This window comes from Haloferax volcanii DS2 (genome assembly GCF_000025685.1).
In the GTDB taxonomy this organism is placed as follows: Archaea; Halobacteriota; Halobacteria; order Halobacteriales; family Haloferacaceae; genus Haloferax; species Haloferax volcanii.
Genome location: NC_013967.1, coordinates 1,488,020 through 1,505,456, shown reverse-complemented (window position 1 = coordinate 1,505,456; position 17,437 = coordinate 1,488,020). Strand labels below are relative to the sequence as shown.

Here is a 17,437-nt window from a genome sequence, read left to right as displayed (position 1 = left end):
CCGACCGCAGAACCCCATCCGTAACTGAGGGCTTCAACAGCGTCTCTCTTTCCGCCGCCGCACTCGCACGTACCTTCTTTGACTTCGGTGTGGTAACAGTACGCATGAATCGGACTACTGTCGCCCTCGCGGCCGCCTTCGGGGCCGTCGTCCTCGGACTCGCGATCCTCCTCGTCTCGGAGGCCGTCGGCGCGAGCGAATCGTTCGTCGTGGTCGGCGGCATCGTCGCGCTGGCGGGCGTCGGCGTGCTCACCGGCGTCGTGATGCGCCTTCCCGACCCCAACGAGGGAGAACACGGCAGCGGCGGCGACCACGCCTGACGGCCGCTAACGACCGGATCACAGGCTAAAACCGACGACCGCGAGCAGGAACAGCGCCGTGAAGACCACGCCGAGCGCGCCGGCGACCTTCAGGTGATAGACGAACAGGTCTTCGGCTTCGGCCTCGACAGCGGCCTCGTACGCCGCGGTTTCGCCGTCGCTCAGGTCCTCGTGCGCGTCACCGACGTGGAGGTCACGGAGTCGCTCCCGGCGGAACGGGCGGTCGCAGTACGGACACGTCGTCGCCGCGGTCTCGCCGTCGGGGACGGCGGTTTCGGGGACGACGACCGATGCTTCGCGGCTCATCCCGTGACTCGCTCTGCGACTCATCCGGCGACACCTCCGACCGTCGGTTGGGCGACGACCCACAGGCTCGCCATCGTGTAGCCGACCGTGACGGCGACGAAAGGGTACTCGCTCCGGAGCGGTTGCAGGCGACCCGGAAAGAGGTCGAACGCGCGGGCGTGGGCGACCCACACCGAAAGCAGGTGGCCGAGGACGACGAACGCCAACTGGAGTCCGCTGAACCACGCCGGAACGGCCAGCACCGAGGGGTTCGCGGGCGGCGACAGCGGCGAGGCCGCGACCGCGACCAGAGCGGGCGCGAGGCCGACGACGTAGCCGAGGAAGTGCGCGAGGTGGTAGCCGGCGGCGATGGGGACCAACGCGGGCGCGAACCAGCCGGCGACGAAGCCGACGGTCACGTACGTGTCCGCGGTTCCGCGGGCTATTCTCGCGGCCAGTCGGTAGCCGCCGAGGAAGACGAGAAAGCCCGCGACGAGGTTCGCGAGCCACGCGGGGACCGGAGCCGCGGCGGCGAGGACGCCCCCCCCACGCGACGGTGACGACGAGGCCGTCGAACGTCGTCACCCAGAGGAGCGCGACGACGAACGCCACGTCGTCGGCGCCGAGTCGCTCGCGGCTGCGTGTCAGCCCCGCGCCGGGAACCGAAATCGAGAGGCCGCCGCCGTCGCCCCGCCGGACCGGCGCGAGCAGGCCGTACAATCGGAACACCCGCGCGACGGGGTCGGCGCGGCGGAACCACGCGTCGCCGTAGACGACCGCGCCGCCGACGGTGACGAGGCTGTACGCGACGACCACGACGGCGAGCGCCCGCGGGTTCGCCGCGAGCGGACTGACGACCTCCAGCCAGACGAGTCCGAGCAGACCGGCGACGCTGGGCCACGACCCGAGTCGGTCGGGGTAGGGGCGCGACAGCCTCCCTCCCGTCGCGAATCGACCCCGAAGCGCCGCGCCGAGCGTCCGCCACGGATTCACCAGCGGCCACGCGTTCCCGACGAGGTAGGCGGCCATCGTGAACCCGGCCCACCAGCCGACCCACACGAGCAGGACGCCGAGGTTGGCGATGCCGACGGGCGGCCCGAACAGCCCGAAGGCGACGACGAGGACGAGCGCGGCGACGCCGAGGAGCTTGAGCGCGGCTTCCGCGGTTGCGACGGCTCCGGCGAGCCCTCCGATTCGGACGCCCGCGCGCTCGAAGGCGTCCAGCGTCTCGTCGTCGGTGACGAACGCTGACAGCAGAAAGGAGACGCAGACGACGCCGCCGCCGGAGACGACGAGCCAGAACGGGGCCGGGACCGAGCGGAGCGACCCGGCCAGCGAGCCGGCGTGCGCGAACGCCGAAGTCGAAAAAGTGACCGAGGCGACCGCGAACGTGGCGAACCAGACTGCACCGCGCCGAACCGCGGAACCGACCATGCTTCCGGCGCGTCGGCTCATCGCCGCGCCCGCGCCGCCAGCGACGGTCCGAGCGCGAGCAGGGCGACGGCGGCGACGAACACCAGCGTCGAGATGTCGACCGAGAGCGCCCGGAGCGCGCTCACGACGCCGGTGCCCCCGGCCGCGCCCGCGGTGGCTCGGTCCAGAGGACGGCCGCCGCGCCGACGGTTATCCAGACGAACGGATAGAACAGGTACCGGAGGCTCTCGACGCGCCCCGGCGCGGCGGAGAGGTACGCCCCGACGGCGAGCGCCTCGACCCAGCAGAGCGCCGCGAGCCACCACAGCCGCGGCGCGTGCCGTGGGTCGAGTCGCCCCGCGTACGAGGTCGCCATCTCAGAGGAGGCCCACCAACCTGAGCGCGACGCCGACGACGAACAGCAGGCCGAGCACCCACGACCCGAGAAGCGCCGCCTGCGACCGCTCCAGCCCGCGCCCCCGCGCGGCGTGGTACGTCCCGTAGAACAGGTACGTGACCACGACGGTGAGCGTCCCGGCGACGAGCACCGGCCCCGCGGCGTCCGACACGCCCTCGGGGATGGTGCTGCCGCCGACGAACAGCACCGCAACCGCGCCGAAGCCGAGCGACAGCACCGTCGGGTCGTCGGCCCAGCGGCGCGCGGCGGTCCCGCTCCCGCTCCCGCTCCCGCGCTCGCGCTCGCTTTCGCCCGCGTTCCCCGACGATCCGCCACCGGTCGGCGTCGGAACGCTCGTGACGGAGTACTGTCGCCAACCGCGTCCGGTCAGAAACACGGTGAGCGCCAGCAGTGCGACGCCGAGGACGAACCCGAGGAACAAGCCAGTTTGTGCCATGTGAACACGCCTCGTTTTCTATAACTATCGACAATGATATAAGCGATTCGACCCCATAGCGGCCCTCGGGGTCGAGTTCCCGGTCGTTGGCCGCCTCGAACGCGTCGCGACGGCGAAACGTGATTCTTAAGGGTCGCACGAGTCACGTAGCGTGTATGAGCGACGAACAGCAGGCGGAGGCCGAGCAGGTCGATGAAGAGGTCGAGTCCGGTATTCAGGACGGCGACTTCGTCCGCCTCGCGTACACGGTGCGAACGATCGAGGACGGCGACGTCGTCGACACGACGGACAAAGAAGTGGCCGAAGAGGCCGAGATCGACGTCGAGGGCTACGAGTTCGAGCCCCGCGTCGTCATCGTCGGTGCCGGCCACGTCTTCCCCGAGGTCGACGAGGCTCTCATCGGTGCCGAGGCGGGCGACGAGGACACCGTCGAGATTCCGGCGGTCGACGCCTTCGGCGAGTACGACGAGGACGAAGTGCGCACGGTCAGCGCCAACAAAATCGACGAGGACGACCGCTACCCCGGCGCGCAGGTCACCATCGACGGCGACCAGGGCCGTCTGGAGACCATCATCGGCGGTCGCGCCCGCGTCAACTTCAACCACCCCCTCGCCGGCGAGGACCTCGAATACGAGTACGAAGTGCTCGAACTCGTCGACGACCGCGAGGAGCAGGCCTCCGGCCTCCTCGGCATGTACCTCCAGCAGGCCCCCGAAGTCTGGATTCAGACGGACGAGGTCGAAGAGGAGCAGGTCGTCGAGTCCGACGACGACGATGAAGACGCCGAACCCGAGACGGAGACCGTCACCGTCGAGAAGGACACGCTCTACATCGAGGCGACGCCGCAGATGACGATGAACCAGCAGTGGATGTTCTCCAAGCAGCAGATTGCGCAGGACATCATGCAGCGGCTGGACATCGACCGCGTCATCGTCCAGGAGACCATCGAGGGCGGCCTGGGCGGCATGGGCGGCATGATGGGCGGCGCGGGCGGCGCCGACATCGAAGAGGCAATCGAGGACGTCGACATCGACGCCGACGAACTCGCCGCGGAACTCGACGCCGACGAAGAGTAAGCGACTCCGCCGCCCTCGCCGCCCCGGCGAATCGGCGGCTTCTTGATACTCGCCTTCCGACCGCCTCGTAGCCATGGCTTCGCCAGACGACGCCGCGACGGACCAGTTCCGCGACCTCACAGACGTGAAAGTCGCGCTCGTCGCCGGGGTCTGCACCGTCGCACTGACGCTCTCGCTCGAATACGGCGCCGGTATCGAGGTGCCGTTCGTCTACCGCCTCTCGCCGCTCGCACCGTACTTCGCCTACGTCTTCTCCCGCGGCGCGGCGCTGTCCGCCCGAACGTGGATGGCGCTCATTGCGGTCGTCACGCTCGGCACGTTCGGCTTCTTCGTGTTCTAACCGCCCGCCGTCCGGCCTGATTTGACCCGGCTTGACCCGACCCGACTCGCCGCCGATGCGACGCTCAGGCGATGTCGCGGCTGGTGTCGACGCTGACGCGCTCCGCGAGCCGGAGTTTGATGGTCTCGTCGAGCGCGCGGCCGCCGCGGAACTTAGGGACCGCGAGCCGATTGACGATTTCCGAGCCGTCTATCTTCGTGTCGAGGTCGAACACCACGTCGGCCATGTGTTCTGTCAGGTCGCGGTTGTCCGGGACCGACTCGCCTTTCAGCCCGTGGAGGACGGTCAGGCCGCGCGTGTTGACCATGTGGGTCTGGAGGTCGTTGAGGAACTTCCGGTAGCGGGCGCTCTCGTTGCGTTCGAGCACGTCCGCCACGTCGATGATGAGATTCGCGCCCTCCGGCAGGTCACGGACCAGGCTGTTCGCCGTGTCGAGCGGCGCGTCGCCGCCCACGTCGCGGACCGTGGGGGTTCCGGCCGGTCCGGGACTTCGGTCGAGCGCGTCGGAGACGGCCTCGGCGGAGCGAATCGTCGTCAGCCACAGCGTCCCTCGCGTGGTCGTCAGTTCGTGTAAAAACAGCTCTGACTGGCTGGCCGGGTCGGCGGCGAGGTGGACGATGCTCCCCGCGGGAATGCCCCCGCCCAGTTGGCGGTCGAGCACGTCGATTCCCGTCGCCAGTCGAGACATAACCGTGTGTAAGGGGGTCGCTCATATTACTTCTTCCCCGGTATCTTGTCGGCTATCCGACGGTACGCGGCCCGAACTGTCGGCCGAGTGAGTACTGGCGACGACTCCTCGGGAACGGTCCCGAGCACCGGCGCGCCCACGAGGTCGGACACCGCCTCGGGAGCCACTCGTGACCGAGAGATGACACATCCGACAACCGGGGTGCCGAGCGCCCGCGCCATCGCGGCCGTCTTCGCCGCGTCGCGGAGCGCCGGCGCGCACAGCGGCGACACGACGACCACGCCGTCGGCGACGCGGAGCGGGACGGCGGCGTCGGGGCCGGCTCCCGCGGGACAGTCGACGACCGCACGCCGCTCGTCGCCCGCGGCGGTTCGGAGCCACCGCTCGAAGGCGTCGTCGTCGGTCCCGGCGGGTGCCGGCAGCACGGAGACGGTCGAGTCGGTCGGATGCGACCGAACCGACGGCTCCCGTACGGGTGCGCCAGAGGCGGCGTCCACCGGTCGTCCGACGCCGGCCATCGTGTGGAGGTTCGGCATGTCCCTGTCGGCGTCGACGGCGAGCACCGGGCCGTCGAGCGCGCTCGCCAGTCCGAGGGTCGTCGTGGTCTTCCCGCTGCCGCCCTTGCCGCCCGCGATTGCCAACATAGCCGGGGTTGGCCCCGGCTTGGCACTTGAACCTGCGGCGAAAACGAGTCGAGCGAGCCGGGTCGAGCCGAGCTTAGTCGTTACAGCAACCGCCGGCCTCGCCGCCGAAGTCGACCGCGAGCGGCTCCGAGATGGCCTCGTTAATCTTCTCTAACTCGCCGACGAGTTCGGCCTGCGCGAGGAGGTACTCCTCCATCACGGGCTCGGAGTGGAGCTCTTCCTGTGCCGCTTGGACCTTCCGGAGCCCCTCTTGGGTCGCTTCGCCCATCTGCCGGGAGACGTTGAACTCCTCCCGAAGCTGGTTGAACTCCGTGATGAGCTCCTGCACGTCGTCGTCGGCTTCGACGGCGGCTTTCGCCTCCTCGTAGGCTTCGTACTTCGGATGGTCGGCGATGGCTTCGCCGAGTTCGCGCCCGAGTTCTTCGAGCCGCGTCGTCTGCGTGCTCATAGCCGCGCGTTGGGGTGCGAGCGGTTTCAACCTGCCGAACGGGGAAGGCGACGGCGCGAGCGTTTCGAGCGCCAGGCGCGCTCAGACGTGGGCGTCGACGAACGCGACCACGTCCTGCAGTTCGTCCGGGCCGACGCCGTGGGGCGCGTTGTAGACGTTCGCCGTCACGTCAGCGCCGAGTTCGCGGAGGCGCTCGGCGGCGCGTTCGACCCGCGAAGTCGGGATGATCTGGTCCATCGACCCGCCGCCGACGAACACCGGTTTGCCCGCGATGCCGTCGGGGTCGAGGTCGGCGTGGGAGTCCGCGAGGTAGCCGTGGAGCGCGACGACCCACGCGTAGTCGTCGGGGTCGTCGAGGAGGAGCGACAGGCTGGTAATCGCGCCCTGACTGAAGCCGAGGAGGCCGATTCGGTCGGGGTCGATGTCGTACGCTTCGACCGCGCCGGCGATGGCCTCGCGGACGAGATTCCGCGAGCGTTCGAACTGCTCGGCGTGGGGTTGGCTCTCGTGGAGACCGCCCCCCGAGAGGTCGAGTTCGTACCAGGTGTAGCCGCCTTGCAGACGGTCGGGCGCGCGGAGGCTCACGACGTGGACGTGGTCGGGGAACTCCTGTGCGATAGATAGGAGGTCCTGTTCGTTCGAGCCGCGGCCGTGGAGCAAGACGACGGCGGGAGCCGGCCCGTCGCCCGGTTCCGACGGTTCGACGTGGACGTGTTCGAGGGGGATGTCCGACATGGACACCGGTAGGCCGCCGCGAGCCTTGAATCCCCGAGTGACGGGCGGGTAACCGGGTGACACCGTCGCGGGCGCCGCACCGCCGGTCGACTCGCGTGTGGGTGTGTGACGCTCGCTCGTGGGGAAGCGCGGTGGTTAAACGGCTCCGTCCGCAACGATGGGGCAATGAGCCAGGACGCCACCTCGGAGGGAGACCTTCGAAACACCGGGATGTCGCTCAAGCACGACCGGGAGTGGGACTACGAACTCGAACAGATCGTCGAAGCCATCGAGGAACGCGACGCCAAGCGCGTCGGCCTCCAGTTCCCCGAGGGGCTGAAGCGCCGCGGCCCGGCGGTCGCCGACGACCTCCGTCAGCTCTGCGACGACGACGTGACGTTCATGCTCTCCGGTCAGCCGTGTTACGGCGCGTGCGACCTCGACACCTACCTCATGCGCCGAACCGACGTGTTCGTCCACTTCGGCCACTCGCCGATGAAGGAGTCGGACAAAATCATCTACGTCCCGCTGTTCTCCAACGTCGACCCCTTCCCCATCATGGAGGACGCGCTCGACGACATCGAGGGCGACGAGGTCGGCCTCGTCACCACCGCACAGCACATGAACCGCTTCGAGGACATGTGCGACTGGCTCGAAGAGCGCGGCTACACTGTCCAGACCCGCAAGGGCGACGACCGCCTCACCTACGAGGGACAGGTCCTCGGCTGTAACTACGCCTCCGCGGACATCCCGGCCGACGACGTGCTCTACGTCGGCGGCGGCAAGTTCCACCCGCTCGGCCTCGCGATGGAACACCCCGACAAGAACGTCGTCATCGCCGACCCCGTCAACAACGTCGTCACCATCGCGGACACGCGGAAGTTCATGAAACAGCGCTACGCCTCGGTCCACAAGGCGATGGACGCCGAGAAGTGGGGCGTCATCTTCTGTACGAAAATCGGTCAGGGCCGCATGGAAATCGCCGAGAAGATTCTGGAGGACAACGAGAACGCCTACCTCATCACGATGGACGAGGTGACGCCCGACCGGCTCCGGAACTTCGACATGGACGCGTTCGTCAACACCGGCTGCCCGCGCATCACGACCGACGACGGTCCGCGGTTCCACAAGCCGATGCTGACGCCCCAAGAGTACCGCATCGCCGTCGGCGACGAACCCCTCGACGCCCTCGAGTTCGACACGTTCCACGGCACCTGGTAAGCCGAGTCGCCGAGTCGCTCCACGACCCCCGTGAACGCCCCGCGCGACCCCGCCGCGTGTCGCGTCCTGTCTCGATGCTCTCGTCGCGCCTCGTCTCGGATATGTTCGATTTCTAGATTGTCGCCCCAGAGTACCTATACGGGCCGCCCGTTCACGGATACGTATGGTCCCTCCACGAACGTCACAAACCGCCCTCCTGAGTCTGCTCGGCGTCCTCGCGCTCGCGGGAACCGCGGCCGCGCAGAACTTCGAATCCGCACCGCAGCTTTCGCCGATGTTCCGAGCCGGCGGGAGCTTCCTCATCGACCTCGTCGTCGGCGGCATCCTCGTCGCCGCGGCCCCGTCGTACACCAGAGACGCCATCGCCGAGATTCGGGACGACCCCGACGGGTCGTTCCTCTGGGGCCTCGGCGTCAGCATCGGCGGCGTCATCGTGCTCGTCCTCCTCGCAATCACCATCATCGGCCTCCTCGTGGCGATTCCGGGGTTCCTCGCGCTCGTCCTCCTCAGCATCGTCGGCGGCGCGGTTTCGACGGTCTTCCTCGGCGCGCTCGTCCCCATCCTCGGTAGCGTCATCCTGTTCGTCGTCGACATGCTCGGCCTCGGCGTCGTCGGCCGCAACCTCGTCCGCTCGTGGGTCTGACGCCGCGTCGGCGCGACTGACGGGCGGCTCTCACGAGCACCACAACATTCAGGGCACAGGTAGCGAATTGGTCAGACAGATGCCGACGACCCACCTCTCCGTTCTCGGACTCGACGTGCAGCGGGTCGTCACCCCGCTCGAAGCCGCTGTCGCCGACGCCGACCGGGTTCGGCTGGTCCGCGACGAGGCCGACCCCGAGCAGGGTCGCGACCCGGACGACTGCGCCCCCGGCGCGCCGCGAGCGAGCGCCCACGCCGCGAAAGCCGTCACCGAACGGCTCGCGGGCCGGAACGCGGTCGACGAAGCACGACTCCCGTTTACCGCCTCCTTCGAGGAACTGTACGCCGCGACGACCGACCTGCTCCGCGGGGCCGCCGCGGACGGCGACGTACAGGTGAACCTCGCGGGCGCGCCCCCGCAGGTCGCCGCCGCGTTCTACGCCGCGCGAACCGCCCTCGTCGACGGCGGCGAACTCGACCGCGGAACCGTCTCGCTCCTGACCATCCCCGCGACCGACCGCCCCGACCTCGCCGCTATCGACGACCTCCGGTCGCTCGTCGGTGATGTCGAGGCCGCCTCCGACGCGTTCGACGAGTTCCGTCGCGTCTCCGACGGCCCCGCGGCCGCGGCCGTCGCCCGCCCGCTCCGTATCGCCCTGTCGGACCTGCGCGACGCGCTCGCCGACGCCAGCGGGGAGTCCCGTCCGAACTCCCGCGCCGGCCGCACCGCGGGCGCTCGCGGGGCGCGCTCCGGCAGCGACTCGCCGCTCGGCGCGATGAGTTCCTACGTCGGCCGCGCCCGCGAACAGCTCGTGGACCTCGTCGAGTCCGAGGACCCCCGCCCGGACCCCGAAGACACTCGCGACCCGAACGCGGTCCTCGACGCGCTCGACGTGTGGCTCGACGGCGAGAGTCGCCTGCTCGCGTCGGCCGAAGACGACCCCCACGAACTGGTCGCCCGCTTCCGAACGAGCTGCGAGGCGCGCTTCGGGAAGTTCGAAGACCGAGCGACCGTCGAGCTGTTCGAGTCGCTCGACCGCTTCGAGGCGCACCTCGACGCCTACCTCGACGCTCGCTCGCAGCTTTCGGCCGCTGCCGGCCCGGTTGCCGAGCGGACGACCGAACTCTCCGAGCGGGCCGCCGAGGCCGCGACGAGCCTCTCGGCCCTCGACGATTCCGGTCCCGCAACGGGCGAGTCAGCCCTCGAACTCGACGGGCACGCGCTCTCGCCGCTGGGCGACCTCGAAGCGGCGGTGCTGTCCGTCCTCGCTGCGGGGCCGCCGCGCTCTCGCCCGCGGACGCGCCGCGGGGTCGCCGCCGAACTCCGCGAGCGCGCCGAACACCACGGCATCGTCGCCGGCGCGCGCGACGACGAGACGTGGTCGGCGTTCGATTCGTTCTGCGTGGGCGTCGCTCGCGACAGCGTGGCGGGCGACCGATTCGAAAAGCGACTCTCGAACGCGCTCGCTCCGCGGCTCGACGTGGCGGTCGAGGGACTCACCGCGAACGGATTCGTCACGACGCGCGAGCGCGAACGCGGCCGCGACGCGCTCGAACCCACGGACGCGGGTCGGCTCTGGGCGTCGACGACCGACTGGGAGTCGTTCCGAGAGACCGTCATCGACGACCTGCTCCGCGACTGCGTCGAACGCGACGAGGGCGCCGCGGACGCGTAGCGCGGCGCGACCGCCCGCTCAGACCGCGTCTTCGACGAACGCGACGGCCGCTTCCGGCGAGTCGCACGGCTCGAAGCCCTCTAGCGAGCCGACCTGTTGGGTTCTGATGCCGGCCGTCGGGCGGTCGAAGACGTTGGCGTAGCCGATTTCGGAGAGCGTCCCGCCGCCGCCGTCGACGGCGATGACGGCGTCGCCGTTCATCGCGACGAGCGCGTTTCTCGCGTGGCCGAGCCCGGTCGCAATAGGGATGTCGACGTAGGAGTTCGCATCCTCGCGGTCCTCGCCCGGCAGGACGCCGATAGTCGTGCCGCCGGCGTCTTTCGCGCCGCGACAGGCCGCCTTCATGACGCCGCCGAGGCCGCCGCAGACGACCGTGTGGCCGCGCTGGGCGAGCAGGCGACCCAGGTCTTCGGCGATGGCTTCGACCGGGTCGGGGACGACGCTCCCGCCGACGACGCTCACGCGCACGGCGAAGTCACTCCTCGGCGTGCTGTGGTGTCGCCTCGGCACTCGACGCGACCGAGACTGGCGTCTGCGTTCATGTGGTATCGGACCGCGTCGAAGATGATAAGTGCGGGGCCGCATCGCCCGACCGAAGCCGGACTGCCGTTCTCAGTTGCGTCAGAACTCGTCCGGTCGCCGCGAGTCGTCGTCCAGCGGGGAAACCGCTTCCCACGCGCCGCACGCGCGCATCGTCCGAGCCATCGAAGAGAAGTTCGCCGTTTGTTTGTGGGTTCCTGACATGGTATCTGGCAACATGAGTTGGTGCATTAAACATCTTGTCAGGGTAACACCTTATACACCACATATGTCTCTATTTTCTATTGTAGGCTACAATTTCGTCCACAAATATGCGCGGGTTGTCTGCGTATTGCTAGTCGTTGTTGTCGGGTCGTCGGGACGCGTCGGACGAGAGAGCGCAACGCTTAGTCCCCCGGCGGGAGGACACGTCTCTATGACAGTCAGCGACTGGAGCGACTGGCTCCCGCGCGCGGTCGAGTCGGCCGACCCCGAGACGGTTGCCATCTGGTATCTGGGTTGCAACGGGTTCGTCATCAAGGGCAGCGAGGGGACGACGCTGTTCGTCGACCCGTACGTCGGCATCGGCGACCCGCCGCGGACGGTCCGTATGATTCCCGTCCCGTTCGACCCCGAGGACGTGACCGAGGCCGACGCGGTCCTCGCCACGCACGAGCACACGGACCACGTTCACGGGCAGAGTCAAGCGCCCATCCTCGAAAACACGGGCGCGACGTTCGTCGCCCCCGACGACTCGCTTTCGGTCGCCTACGACGACGAGGCGTGGTTCGACGACTACGACCTCTCCGAGGACCAGTTCGAGGAGGTCGCGGAGGGCGACAGCGTCGACATCGGTGAGTTCACCGTCCACGTCGAACCCGCCTACGACCCCGACGCGTCTCATCCGGTCGCCTACGTCTTCGAACACGAGTCGGGGACGTTCATCCACGGCGGCGACACCAAGCCCGCCGAGGAGTTCGCCGGCATCGGGGAGCGCTACGACCTCGACCTCGGCATCCTCGCGTTCGGAACCGTCGGCAACATCCCCGACAAGGAGACGGGCGAGCCGGTCCGCACGACGTGGTACAACGACGAAAACCAGATTATCGAGGCCGCGAGCGACCTCGACCTCGACCGCCTCGTCCCGACTCACTGGGACATGTGGAAGGGCATGACCGCCGACCCGAAGGTGCTGCACCACCACGCCAAGAGCTTCGAGGCCCCGCGCTCGCTCGACCTCGTCGAAATCGGTGACCGCGTCGACCTCTGAGGTCGCGTTCGAACCGCCTTTTCGGGGCGGCCGTTCCGCGCCGGTCATCGCCGGCTGACAGCCGCCGCATCGAAACCGTCGAATCGGGAGACGACGGCGAGGCGACTTCGCGGCCCCGGTTGTTTTATAATGGATGTCGGGAAAGTGGCGGCCATGAGCCGCGAGTCCGAAGGGGTTACATCGGTTTCCGACGGCGAGGTCACGGTCGACAAGACCTTCGCAGCCGACGAGTTTCCCGTTCCCGCCATCAAGTTCGTCATCAGGTCGACGCGAGACGAGGCGACCCGAATCCGAGTCATCGACCGCATCCCGAAGTCGTTCCCGATGGAGAGCGTCGGGTTCCACCCCGACTTCGAGAGCGACAACTGGACGGCCTACAAGGACCACCGCGTCGAGTACGAACGGACGCTCGACCCCGGCGAGGAGCTCGTAACGGTCTACGGCATCCGCATCACCGACGGCCACGACCAGACGGATTTCCTCGAAGAGCCGACGCTCGAACGCATCCCGGTCGACGGCGGCATCGACCCCGACGACATCGACGACATCCTCGGGGAAGACCGCAGTCAAATCGTTCGAGACGTGCTCGCGGGCAACCGCGACCCGCCCCGCGACGAGTCGGACGCCGACGACGCGGACCCAGAGGACGAGGGGGAAGTCGTCCTCGACGCGCCCGCCGACCCCGACTCGGAGGCCGAAGCAGCCGACGCCGCCGAGACGGACGCGACCGCCGCAGATACCGCAGACGCCGCCGGCGACGAGCCGAGTGACGGCGACCTCGCGGCCGCCTTCGCTGGCGGAGACGACGGGGAGACCGACTCCGAGGCGGCCGAGGCGCAGGCGGCCGACGACGGCGACGAGTCGGTCTCCACGCCCTCGCCCGACGACGACGTGCTCGGCGACGACGGGGAAGCCGACGACGAGTCCGCCGAATCGACCGGCCCGCGCGCGGTCGCCACCGACACCGCGCCGGCCGTGACCGCACACCTCGAACAGCCCGATGTCGATGTCGAGGCCGAGGCTGCAGACGCCGATGCCGAGACGGACGCCGACACCGGCGCGACCGGAAGCGCGCCCGCACCTGACGCGGACGGACTCGTCGGGGCGCTCGCCGCCGAGATTCGGTCGGGCGCGGCCGACGAAGACGACCTCGAAGTCATCCGCGAGGCGGTCGACGCCGAGACGCGACGGAGTACCGACGTTCGCATCCGCCGCCTCCAGTCGCAGATGGAGGACATCGCGGCGTACTCCGATGCGCTCGCGGAGTTCATCGACGAGGAGGGGACCGGGAGCGACCTCGTCTCCGAGTTCCGCGCCGAGATGACCGCGTTCCGCGAGGACCTCGACGCCCTCGACTCGATGGTCGACGGCGCGGTCGAGTCGGTCGATGACGCGACCTCACGGCTCGACGCGGCCGAAGAGACCATCGCCGCGGTCGACGACCGCTCCGACCGCGTCGCTACCCGAGTCGCGGACGCCGAGAGCCGCCTCGACGACCACGACGGCAGGCTCGAAGGCCTCGCGTCCGACCTCGACACCGCCGAAGACACCCTCGACGACTACCACGGCTGGCTCGAATCCCACAACGAGCAGTTCGAGACCGTCGAAGGCCGACTCGACGACCACGACGAGCGGCTCGAAACCGCCTCGCGAAACATCGACGCCGGCTTCGACCGCCTCGACAGCGTCGAGGAGACGCTCGCCAAGCGCGAGGAGGAACTCGTGACGGTCCGCGAACGCCTCGACGACATCGCCGGTCGGCTCGACGAGACCGTCGACCGACTCGAAGGGGCCGAATCCAGCGCCGCCGAAGCGACAGAGCAGGCTTCGACGCTCCACGACGAAGTCGGGGACATCCGCGAGGACATCGCCGACCTCGACGGGGATATCGTGGAGACGCGGGAGGCCCTCGACGACCGCCTCGCGGAGATTCAATCGCGGGTCGAAGACGCCGCGGCCGACGAGGAAATCGAGGCGCTGCGCGACGACATCCGCGAACTGGACGACACCGTCGCGGAACTCGAAACCTTCCGCGAGCGCCTCGCGGGGGCCTTCGGTACCGGCATGGGCGGCGGCCCGGCCGCCGGCGACGACGGCGACACCGACGAGGCGGAGTAGTCCGACCGAGCGCGCTCCCGAGAGACGTTTTCCCGAAGCGCAACCTGTTTAGCGGGCCGCCCCGACGTTCCGATGATGACAGAGACGGTGCGCGTCGCTGTTCCGCGAAAGGGTCGCCCCCTCGAAGCGGTGCTCGAACGGTTCGCCACGACCGAGAGCATCGCCGAGGTGGCGGACGAAATCACCTCGACGCTCCGATACGAGAAGTCGGTCACGAAGGGCCATACCCGGCCGGAACACGACGTGTACGAGCGACTCGCGGATTACAGCGACCTCTCGGACCCGGCCGCGCCGGAGTACACGCTCCTGCGCGACGACCGGGACGGGATGCCGCGGCGCATCGTCTTCGACAGCGTCGTCCTCGAAATCGACGGGGTCGACATCCACCTCGTCGGGCGCGAGGAGCCGTTCCGCGCCCTGCGGACCCACGAGTTCGGCCTCGGCTTCGACAGCGCCGACCTCGTGCTCGAAGAGGTCGTCAAGCTTCGCCCCGAAGGGCTCGGGAGCATCGAGGACGTGAACGCCCGCATCGACCCGATGGACACCGACGTGCGGGTCGTCTCCGGCCTCGGAGACACGGTCTACCACACGCTCATGGCCGACCCCGAACTCCTCCCGCCGGGCTCCGAACTCGACCGCGACTTCGTCGCGGACTACGCGGGCGACCTGTGTATCTCGCCGCGCTACGAGCGCCTCGTGGAGGCGGTCCTCGGGACGCGGTGTCTCGACGACGTGACGTTCGCGTACCCGAACGACGCGCCGGAAGAGGAGGCCGCCATCGCGGAGACCGGCATCGGCGTCTACCTCACGATGACCGGGTCGACCGCGCGCGAACACGGCCTCGTGCTCGGTGAACACCTGTTCCCGAGCGAGACGGTCCTGATGGAGAACGTCGCGGAGGCGACGCCGGCCGCCGAAACCGTCAAGCGGGCCATCGCGTCGCCCGAGTTAGAGACCGAACTGAAGGTCTGACTGCCGACCGACGCCCTCCGCCGACGACTCGTTTTTCCGCTCCGCGTCGCCGCAGAACAGCAGCGTCGAGAGCGTCCGCGCCTCGAAGCCGCCGTCGTCGGTGAGCGAGACGGTCGTGTTCGACGCGTTGCAGTCGAACTGCGATTTGTCGACGGTGACCGCCTCGGTCGTCCCTTCGCCCGATTCGTCCCGCCGAGCGACGCGAAGCGTGACCTCGCGGACCTCGGTCAGCGATGCACCGACCCGCGCGCCGGGTTCGAGGCGGTACGCGCCGCCGAAGGCGACCGCGCCCGCGGGCGTCTCGTAGGCGAACTCGACGACTTCGGCCACGTCGGTCGGGTTCGCGACGGCGAGACCGTGGGGCTTCGTGGCCTCGGTGGGGAGCGACCCGTCGCCGAGCGCGACCGTGACCGCGTCGTCGGCGTCGACGACGTGGGAACCGCAGGCCATTCGGGTCGACCCGCCGGAGACCGAGACACCGCCGTCGCCGGGCGAGAACGCGGTCCACGAGCGGTTACAGTCGAAGTCGTCGGGGGCGACCGATTCAGTCGCTACGGCGTCCGAGTCGATGTCGGTCACGGTCACCTCGTAGGCGGCGGGAACGCGGAGCGAGACGTTCACGGTCGCGTCGGCGTCGAGTTCGTAGGTCTCCGCGTGGCCCGCGCCGAGCGGGCGCGAAACGTCGATACGAGCGGTCCACGACTCGCCGGTCGGGTTTTCGAGGCGGATGTGGTGGGGTTTTAGCGCCCCGCCGTCGCCCACGGGACCGTCGCCGACGACTGTCGTGAGTCGCTCGCCGGATGCGACCGAGACGGTATCCACCGGTTCGGGCGTCGGGTCGGGGGTCGATTCGGTCGTCGAGTTTCCGTCGTCAGCGTCGTCAGCGCCGTCGCCGGCACTCGCGATACAGCCCGTCAGCGCCGCCGCGAGGCCGGTTCCGGCCGCGGCGAGGAGGGTTCGTCGGTGCACACCTACTCCAACGCGTCGGGGTCACTTTCGCCTGTGTGTGGCTCAAGCGCGCCTTTGAGTCCAGGCGACGCCGAGGCTCACGAGGACGGCGAGGGCGACGCCGACGAGGAACACGAGCGCGCCGGGGCCGGCGAGGAAGGCGGAGACGAACTCCGCGACGCCCGGTTCGGGGGCGGGACCGGTCGGAGCCGGCGCGGCGTACCTGACCTGTGGCCGTCGCGCGGTCCACAGCGTCTGCACGGCGACGCTTCCGACTAGCGTGACACCGACGCCGGCGACGAGCGTCCGAAGCCCCGAGGAGAGCTTCGATTCGGTTCGCTCCGCGCCCGCGAAGAGAACAACGGCGGAGCGGGTCGGGCCGTAGACGGCCATCTCGCGGCCCTGCGCGGAGACCCACGTCGTCACGGGCTCTATCAACTCGGCGTCGACCAGTCGCTCGACGTGGTAGCCGACGGTCTGGAGCGTCGTGTCGAGCGCGTCGGCCAGTTCGGAGGCGGGGCGCGGATCGTCGTAGACGGCGGCGAGGAGCCGCCTCGCGGTGGCAGACGACAGCGCCGACAGGACCTCGTCCGCGTCGTCGTCGTCGAGTTCGACGAGAAGCGGGCTCAGTCCCCGGTCTCGAACCGATGCTGCGGCGGGTTTCAACGGGAGCAACGAACTCACGGTCTCGGGCGTCGTTCTCGCTCCGCGGATAAAGAGGCCGGTATGAGTCAAGCGCCCGTTTGAGCCTCGCTCCGCCGGACACAACGAACGTCTGTGTGGATTAGTACATGCTAGCGACACGGCGATGGCCGCTCGCGGAGTAGTACGACTGTGAACCAGATTCGAACGAACCCCGCGGAGGCACAGCGATGAACGGCGATGCGGTCCGATACGAGAGCGACCACTACAAGGCGACCGCCGGCTTCGGAGCCCGGAAGCGGGACCTGCAACTCGTCTTTTTCGACGCGCAGTACCCGCAACCGGACCCGACGGCGGCCGACCGCCCGTCGGTCGAGAGCCAGACGATGAACGCGCTCGAACGCGTGGAAGCGGCCGTCGGCCGCTCGGGACTCGACTTGGACGACGTGCTCCGAACGACGGTCTACACGACGGACCTCGACCGAATCGACGCCGTCGAGTCGGCCTACGACGCCTACTTCGACGACCGGCGACCGGCGATGACCGTCGTCGGCGTCTCCGAACTCCCGAACGACGCCGCCGTCCAAATCGAGGCGACGGGCGTCAAACGATAGGTCGCGCACACGAAGATTCAATATAGCGAGATA

The 17,437-nt window shown here is 69.0% G+C and carries 21 protein-coding genes and 1 pseudogene; 10 read left to right on the top strand and 12 right to left on the bottom strand.

The annotated features are described in order from the left end of the window. The first annotated feature begins 104 nt into the window (after window positions 1-104). Window positions 105-320, top strand: coding sequence for a hypothetical protein (locus HVO_RS12585; protein WP_004041532.1), 216 nt, complete (start codon window positions 105-107; stop codon window positions 318-320). Between the two features lie 18 nt (window positions 321-338). Here HVO_RS12585 and HVO_RS12580 read toward each other — a convergent pair whose 3' ends face one another. The 4 genes and pseudogenes from HVO_RS12580 to HVO_RS12565 all read right to left on the bottom strand — a co-directional run bounded on the left by HVO_RS12580 (window position 339) and on the right by HVO_RS12565 (window position 2,872). Then, a complete protein-coding gene (locus tag HVO_RS12580) occupies window positions 339-626 on the bottom strand; it encodes a DUF7410 domain-containing protein (RefSeq protein WP_004041531.1) in 288 nt (95 codons plus the stop codon). A gap of 20 nt (window positions 627-646) precedes the next feature. Next, window positions 647-2,060: pseudogene (locus HVO_RS12575) on the bottom strand (hypothetical protein). 100 nt (window positions 2,061-2,160) lie between these two features. Then, window positions 2,161-2,394 carry a DUF7546 family protein gene (locus HVO_RS12570; protein WP_004041529.1) on the bottom strand — a complete coding sequence of 78 codons (234 nt, stop codon included), beginning with the start codon at window positions 2,392-2,394 and terminating at the stop codon, window positions 2,161-2,163. A 1-nt stretch (window position 2,395) separates the two neighbouring features. After that, window positions 2,396-2,872, bottom strand: coding sequence for a hypothetical protein (locus HVO_RS12565; RefSeq protein ID WP_004041528.1), 477 nt, complete (start codon window positions 2,870-2,872; stop codon window positions 2,396-2,398). 155 nt (window positions 2,873-3,027) lie between these two features. Between HVO_RS12565 and HVO_RS12560 the strand changes: the two genes are divergently transcribed. Together HVO_RS12560 and HVO_RS12555 are read left to right on the top strand one after the other, a co-directional pair. Further along, window positions 3,028-3,948 carry an FKBP-type peptidyl-prolyl cis-trans isomerase gene (locus tag HVO_RS12560; RefSeq protein WP_004041527.1) on the top strand — a complete coding sequence of 307 codons (921 nt, stop codon included), beginning with the start codon at window positions 3,028-3,030 and terminating at the stop codon, window positions 3,946-3,948. A gap of 73 nt (window positions 3,949-4,021) precedes the next feature. After that, window positions 4,022-4,288 (top strand): hypothetical protein, encoded by a 267-nt coding sequence (locus tag HVO_RS12555; protein WP_004041526.1) that lies wholly within the window; start codon window positions 4,022-4,024, stop codon window positions 4,286-4,288. Between the two features lie 64 nt (window positions 4,289-4,352). On the opposite strand, the gene HVO_RS12550 is transcribed toward HVO_RS12555, so the two are convergent. The 4 genes from HVO_RS12550 to HVO_RS12535 form a co-directional block, all read right to left on the bottom strand. After that, on the bottom strand, window positions 4,353-4,976 hold the full coding sequence (locus HVO_RS12550) for an RAD55 family ATPase (RefSeq protein WP_004041525.1): 624 nt from the start codon (window positions 4,974-4,976) through the stop codon (window positions 4,353-4,355). A gap of 26 nt (window positions 4,977-5,002) precedes the next feature. After that, the gene (locus HVO_RS12545; protein ID WP_004041524.1) at window positions 5,003-5,620 is read right to left on the bottom strand and encodes a MinD/ParA family ATP-binding protein; all 618 of its coding nucleotides are present in this window, start codon (window positions 5,618-5,620) and stop codon (window positions 5,003-5,005) included. Window positions 5,621-5,693: 73 nt separating this feature from the next. After that, entirely contained in the window at window positions 5,694-6,068 is a 375-nt protein-coding gene (locus tag HVO_RS12540) for a YlbF family regulator (RefSeq protein WP_004041523.1), read from the bottom strand. An 81-nt stretch (window positions 6,069-6,149) separates the two neighbouring features. Beyond that, on the bottom strand, window positions 6,150-6,803 hold the full coding sequence (locus tag HVO_RS12535; protein WP_004041522.1) for an alpha/beta hydrolase: 654 nt from the start codon (window positions 6,801-6,803) through the stop codon (window positions 6,150-6,152). Between the two features lie 165 nt (window positions 6,804-6,968). Here HVO_RS12535 and dph2 point away from each other — a divergent pair, with 165 nt between their 5' ends. The 3 genes from dph2 to HVO_RS12520 all read left to right on the top strand — a co-directional run bounded on the left by dph2 (window position 6,969) and on the right by HVO_RS12520 (window position 10,321). After that, window positions 6,969-8,003, top strand: a complete 1,035-nt coding sequence (gene dph2 / locus HVO_RS12530) for a diphthamide biosynthesis enzyme Dph2 (RefSeq protein WP_004041521.1) — start codon at window positions 6,969-6,971, stop codon at window positions 8,001-8,003. A 163-nt stretch (window positions 8,004-8,166) separates the two neighbouring features. Then, window positions 8,167-8,646: a hypothetical protein gene (locus HVO_RS12525; protein ID WP_004041520.1), complete on the top strand. Its 480-nt coding sequence runs from the start codon at window positions 8,167-8,169 to the stop codon at window positions 8,644-8,646. Between the two features lie 79 nt (window positions 8,647-8,725). Then, a complete protein-coding gene (locus tag HVO_RS12520; protein WP_004041519.1) occupies window positions 8,726-10,321 on the top strand; it encodes a hypothetical protein in 1,596 nt (531 codons plus the stop codon). 18 nt (window positions 10,322-10,339) lie between these two features. Here HVO_RS12520 and HVO_RS12515 read toward each other — a convergent pair whose 3' ends face one another. Together HVO_RS12515 and HVO_RS21420 are read right to left on the bottom strand one after the other, a co-directional pair. Further along, window positions 10,340-10,789, bottom strand: a complete 450-nt coding sequence (locus HVO_RS12515; RefSeq protein ID WP_004041518.1) for a TIGR00725 family protein — start codon at window positions 10,787-10,789, stop codon at window positions 10,340-10,342. A gap of 153 nt (window positions 10,790-10,942) precedes the next feature. Then, window positions 10,943-11,065, bottom strand: a complete 123-nt coding sequence (locus HVO_RS21420) for a hypothetical protein (RefSeq protein WP_013035294.1) — start codon at window positions 11,063-11,065, stop codon at window positions 10,943-10,945. Between the two features lie 211 nt (window positions 11,066-11,276). Here HVO_RS21420 and HVO_RS12510 point away from each other — a divergent pair, with 211 nt between their 5' ends. The 3 genes from HVO_RS12510 (at window position 11,277) to HVO_RS12500 (ending at window position 15,200) form a co-directional block, all read left to right on the top strand. Beyond that, complete coding sequence (locus HVO_RS12510; protein WP_004041516.1) at window positions 11,277-12,110, top strand: MBL fold metallo-hydrolase; 834 nt, start codon at window positions 11,277-11,279, stop codon at window positions 12,108-12,110. 153 nt (window positions 12,111-12,263) lie between these two features. Then, window positions 12,264-14,228 carry a coiled-coil domain-containing protein gene (locus HVO_RS12505; protein WP_004041515.1) on the top strand — a complete coding sequence of 655 codons (1,965 nt, stop codon included), beginning with the start codon at window positions 12,264-12,266 and terminating at the stop codon, window positions 14,226-14,228. 75 nt (window positions 14,229-14,303) lie between these two features. Further along, on the top strand, window positions 14,304-15,200 hold the full coding sequence (locus HVO_RS12500) for a hypothetical protein (RefSeq protein WP_004041514.1): 897 nt from the start codon (window positions 14,304-14,306) through the stop codon (window positions 15,198-15,200). On the opposite strand, the gene HVO_RS12495 is transcribed toward HVO_RS12500, so the two are convergent. Both HVO_RS12495 and HVO_RS12490 read right to left on the bottom strand, forming a co-directional pair. Then, the gene (locus HVO_RS12495; RefSeq protein WP_004041513.1) at window positions 15,177-16,169 is read right to left on the bottom strand and encodes a hypothetical protein; all 993 of its coding nucleotides are present in this window, start codon (window positions 16,167-16,169) and stop codon (window positions 15,177-15,179) included. The two genes, HVO_RS12500 and HVO_RS12495, sit on opposite strands and share 24 nt — an antisense overlap. A gap of 42 nt (window positions 16,170-16,211) precedes the next feature. After that, window positions 16,212-16,832 carry an ArsR/SmtB family transcription factor gene (locus HVO_RS12490; protein ID WP_004041512.1) on the bottom strand — a complete coding sequence of 207 codons (621 nt, stop codon included), beginning with the start codon at window positions 16,830-16,832 and terminating at the stop codon, window positions 16,212-16,214. A 188-nt stretch (window positions 16,833-17,020) separates the two neighbouring features. Between HVO_RS12490 and HVO_RS12485 the strand changes: the two genes are divergently transcribed. Beyond that, window positions 17,021-17,404: a RidA family protein gene (locus HVO_RS12485; protein WP_004041511.1), complete on the top strand. Its 384-nt coding sequence runs from the start codon at window positions 17,021-17,023 to the stop codon at window positions 17,402-17,404. The last annotated feature ends 33 nt before the right edge of the window (window positions 17,405-17,437 follow it).

What these genes read in the sequence shown, in the direction of transcription:
- HVO_RS12545 (WP_004041524.1), bottom strand. Translation starts at nt 5,620, where the DNA reads ATGTTGGCAATCGCGGGCGGCAAGGGCGGCAGCGGGAAGACCACGACG.
- HVO_RS12540 (WP_004041523.1), bottom strand. Translation starts at nt 6,068, where the DNA reads ATGAGCACGCAGACGACGCGGCTCGAAGAACTCGGGCGCGAACTCGGC.
- HVO_RS12485 (WP_004041511.1), top strand. Translation starts at nt 17,021, where the DNA reads ATGAACGGCGATGCGGTCCGATACGAGAGCGACCACTACAAGGCGACC.
- HVO_RS12510 (WP_004041516.1), top strand. Translation starts at nt 11,277, where the DNA reads ATGACAGTCAGCGACTGGAGCGACTGGCTCCCGCGCGCGGTCGAGTCG.
- HVO_RS12550 (WP_004041525.1), bottom strand. Translation starts at nt 4,976, where the DNA reads ATGTCTCGACTGGCGACGGGAATCGACGTGCTCGACCGCCAACTGGGC.
- dph2 (WP_004041521.1), top strand. Translation starts at nt 6,969, where the DNA reads ATGAGCCAGGACGCCACCTCGGAGGGAGACCTTCGAAACACCGGGATG.
- HVO_RS12580 (WP_004041531.1), bottom strand. Translation starts at nt 626, where the DNA reads ATGAGCCGCGAAGCATCGGTCGTCGTCCCCGAAACCGCCGTCCCCGAC.
- HVO_RS12555 (WP_004041526.1), top strand. Translation starts at nt 4,022, where the DNA reads ATGGCTTCGCCAGACGACGCCGCGACGGACCAGTTCCGCGACCTCACA.
- HVO_RS12520 (WP_004041519.1), top strand. Translation starts at nt 8,726, where the DNA reads ATGCCGACGACCCACCTCTCCGTTCTCGGACTCGACGTGCAGCGGGTC.
- HVO_RS12500 (WP_004041514.1), top strand. Translation starts at nt 14,304, where the DNA reads ATGACAGAGACGGTGCGCGTCGCTGTTCCGCGAAAGGGTCGCCCCCTC.
- HVO_RS12505 (WP_004041515.1), top strand. Translation starts at nt 12,264, where the DNA reads ATGAGCCGCGAGTCCGAAGGGGTTACATCGGTTTCCGACGGCGAGGTC.
- HVO_RS21420 (WP_013035294.1), bottom strand. Translation starts at nt 11,065, where the DNA reads ATGTCAGGAACCCACAAACAAACGGCGAACTTCTCTTCGATGGCTCGG.
- HVO_RS12565 (WP_004041528.1), bottom strand. Translation starts at nt 2,872, where the DNA reads ATGGCACAAACTGGCTTGTTCCTCGGGTTCGTCCTCGGCGTCGCACTG.
- HVO_RS12585 (WP_004041532.1), top strand. Translation starts at nt 105, where the DNA reads ATGAATCGGACTACTGTCGCCCTCGCGGCCGCCTTCGGGGCCGTCGTC.
- HVO_RS12535 (WP_004041522.1), bottom strand. Translation starts at nt 6,803, where the DNA reads ATGTCGGACATCCCCCTCGAACACGTCCACGTCGAACCGTCGGAACCG.
- HVO_RS12570 (WP_004041529.1), bottom strand. Translation starts at nt 2,394, where the DNA reads ATGGCGACCTCGTACGCGGGGCGACTCGACCCACGGCACGCGCCGCGG.
- HVO_RS12560 (WP_004041527.1), top strand. Translation starts at nt 3,028, where the DNA reads ATGAGCGACGAACAGCAGGCGGAGGCCGAGCAGGTCGATGAAGAGGTC.
- HVO_RS12525 (WP_004041520.1), top strand. Translation starts at nt 8,167, where the DNA reads ATGGTCCCTCCACGAACGTCACAAACCGCCCTCCTGAGTCTGCTCGGC.